At 28.9% G+C, this 3,035-nt stretch carries 3 protein-coding genes; 2 read left to right on the plus strand and 1 reads right to left on the minus strand.

Translation table 11 applies throughout. The features are described from left to right. The coding region (locus tag EZH24_RS09455) for a glycosyltransferase (RefSeq protein WP_137998908.1) at positions 1-704 on the minus strand (704 nt) is incomplete at its 3' end. 180 nt (positions 705-884) lie between these two features. On the opposite strand from EZH24_RS09455, the gene EZH24_RS09460 reads away from it, so the two are divergent. Then, on the plus strand, positions 885-2,291 hold the full coding sequence (locus tag EZH24_RS09460) for a fibronectin type III domain-containing protein (RefSeq protein ID WP_137998909.1): 1,407 nt from the start codon (positions 885-887) through the stop codon (positions 2,289-2,291). Positions 2,292-2,307: 16 nt separating this feature from the next. Next, positions 2,308-3,035 (plus strand): tetratricopeptide repeat protein (locus EZH24_RS09465; RefSeq protein ID WP_137998910.1); only part of this gene is annotated, 728 nt, incomplete at its 3' end.

The following is a 3,035-nucleotide window of genomic DNA, read 5'->3' on the forward strand; positions in this document are numbered from 1 at the left end:
AATTTTAAATTTTTATCTTCTATATTTTCAAGCAATTTTTTAAAAGCTATTATTCCGTTTTCTAAATTTTTTGGTTTTTCTAATCTTCCCACATAAATAAAATATTCCGATTTTGCTATTTGCATTATATCGTTTCGAGTAATGCAAGGATAAATAACTTTCGCCTCTCTATTATAAATTCTTTTAATAGCGTTTTTCGTCCTTTCGCTATTTGCTATTATATAATCTATTTTTTCTACTCCGAGTTTATCCAATTGCATTGTCCATCTTGCGATAATATCCCAAGTTTTTTGAAGTTTTTTATAACTTTTATTATCGTTTCCGTAAAGTCTAACGCTCGGCTCATGGCAATACCAAAAACTTTTCGGCAATCTTTTATTGTTTTTTTTAGCTTCATTATAAGCGAGTCCGTAAAAAATAGTCGCGGGAAAATTATGGATAATAATAGCATCGTAATTAATTAAATTATTCGCCAAATATTTTGCCGTTCTATTAAAAATAAGCGGATTCAAAACTATATCGGTTTTAAATTGTTTTATATAATTTGGAATATTTTCTCTTAATTTGAAAGTATAAATATCGGTTTCAATATTAAGATTATGTAAACTTTGAGCGGAGGCGAGAATAACATTTTCCGCTCCTCCGTTATAACCGAAAGTTGGATGCAATATGGCAATTTTTTTTATTTTATTAGGATTAAGCATAAGTTTATGATATTATATTTCATAAAACTTACAAGTATAATTTATTTTTGTTATATAAATATTATAATAATATAGTTTGTATTTTTAGTCTAAAATTTTTTAATGAAAAATTAAATATATCCGAATAATTAACATAAGAATATTTATTATTTTAATTATTATTTATTTAATGGAATTTGAATGCGTTATATAAATATTATGCTTTTTATTTTATGCGTTAATCTAAACGGCGAAGTTTATAATATTTTTTCAAATGGCAACGATATATATTACAGTTCGCTTAACAATACGGAAAGCGGTTTTATATTGAATAATTCTTTAATGAAAAATTATAATAATTTTGAAATTTCGCAAATATTCGAGTCTTCAATAGCAAATTCGGTTAATTATAGCGGAGTAAGTTATAGCAAAGATATTAAATTTATAGACGGAGTCGCTGGAGGAAAAGCGGTTTTACTTCCAAACGGAAAATCTTTTATAAAAATGGATAATAGAGGCTACGCTTATTCGAGAGAAAATTCAATAAACAGTTTTACTATAGAATTTTATTTGAATCCATATCAAATAAGAATGAATTCAAAAGTTTTATCGAAAATATCAATCTATAATAACGGAGATACGAGCGAATATTCTGGAATAAGAGCGAGCATAATAGACGGAAAATTGATTTGGCAATTCGATAATCTATTTATGTATAACGGAAAATATTCAAATATAACTTTATCCGCTGGAGAATCTTTGAAACCGAACGAATGGCGACATCATAGCGTGAGTTTTGACGCTAAAACGGGAAAGTTGGCAAAATATATTGACGGACTCGAAGAAGAAGTTTTATATTTGACAAGCTCTGGAGATATTAACGGCTCTCCATATATGCTTAATATAAATAATATAATTTACGACCCTTTATATTTGGGACAGGGTTTTATCGGCGGAATTGACGCTTTTTCTTTTACGCCAACTTTTAAGAAGAATTTTAATTTGTATAGATATTTGAAAAACGGAGAGATAATAAGCGAAGTTATAGATTTTACAAACAATAATATTTTTATAGATTCCATAAATTATAAGGCGAATATTTCAAACGGAACTTATATGGATATTTATTATAGAATTTCAGACAATTATTTTTTGCCAGAAGACAATTTTATAGAATGGAAACTATTAAACGGAAATAATATTATTAACGAGCGTGGAAGATATATTCAAATAAGAGCGGAATTTGAAAGCGACACAGAAAGAAGTTTAAGCCCAATCCTAAACAATATGGAAATCGTTTATCATAAAGGAAAAGCTCCTCAAAAACCGATTAATTTAACGGCTACCGCGGTTAATAATTCCGCGGTATTAAGATGGGAAGGTTCTCATGAAAATATAACGGGTTATAAAATATATTACGGAACAGAATCTGGAATCTATAATAATGCGGATAATGTTCCAATAATTGTGGGAAATCAAACCGAATATGTCATAAACGGATTAAGAAACGGAGAGATATATTATTTTACGATAACGGCTATAGGAGGCGAGGGCGGAAATATAGAAAGCGATTTAGCCGAAGAGGTTTTTGTCCGAACATCTTATTAAAATAAAAGGAGATATTATGCATATAGGAACTAAAGCCATAAAATTAACCAATCTTGCGGAAGATTTATTGAAAAAAGGAGTGGACGGCGAAGCTATGGAAGCTCTAAAAAGAAGCATGAGATTAAGCAACGGAAACGATATGAAATCGTATTTGCAAATAGCTTTATCTTTGTTTGAAAGCGGCGATTACGAGCATGCGAAAATATTTTTAAATACTTTTTTGGAATATTGGATGGCGTCCGAAGCCTACTTTATTTTGGGAGATATAGCTAAAAAAGAAAAAAGATTAAAAGACGCTTTTGAATTATATAGAAAAGGATTATCTTTATACAATTCGCATAATCTCAATCCTTATTACGAATTTTTATCTTTATGTTCCGTTTTGCAAGAAGAAGACGAAGGATTGGAAATAGCTAAATATTTGCTTAAAAGAAACAACAGAGACAGAGTCGCTTTGGTTTATATGGCTAATTATTTTTACAGAAATAAATTATATAGAGAGGCAATAAGTTTTTATAAAATATTGGTCGAAAGCGATTTAGCCGATTATAACGATTATCATTATTACGGAATTTGTTTGCATGAAATAAAAGATTATAAAAAAGCGGAAGATATGTATATTCAGGCTTTGTCGATTTATCCCGCGAATACTCCAGCGGCTATCGAGCTTAAAAATTTAAGAAATAAAAATTTGAAAGACAATTATCCTAATTTGGAAAAAAGCAGGGCAAAATATACTAAAAA

The organism is Brachyspira catarrhinii (genome assembly GCF_005518285.1).
GTDB lineage: Bacteria > Spirochaetota > Brachyspiria > Brachyspirales > Brachyspiraceae > Brachyspira > Brachyspira catarrhinii.

Bases quoted from the DNA above. Each gene is read 5' to 3' on its own strand.
- EZH24_RS09460 (WP_137998909.1), top strand. From the start codon at position 885: ATGCGTTATATAAATATTATGCTTTTTATTTTATGCGTTAATCTAAAC.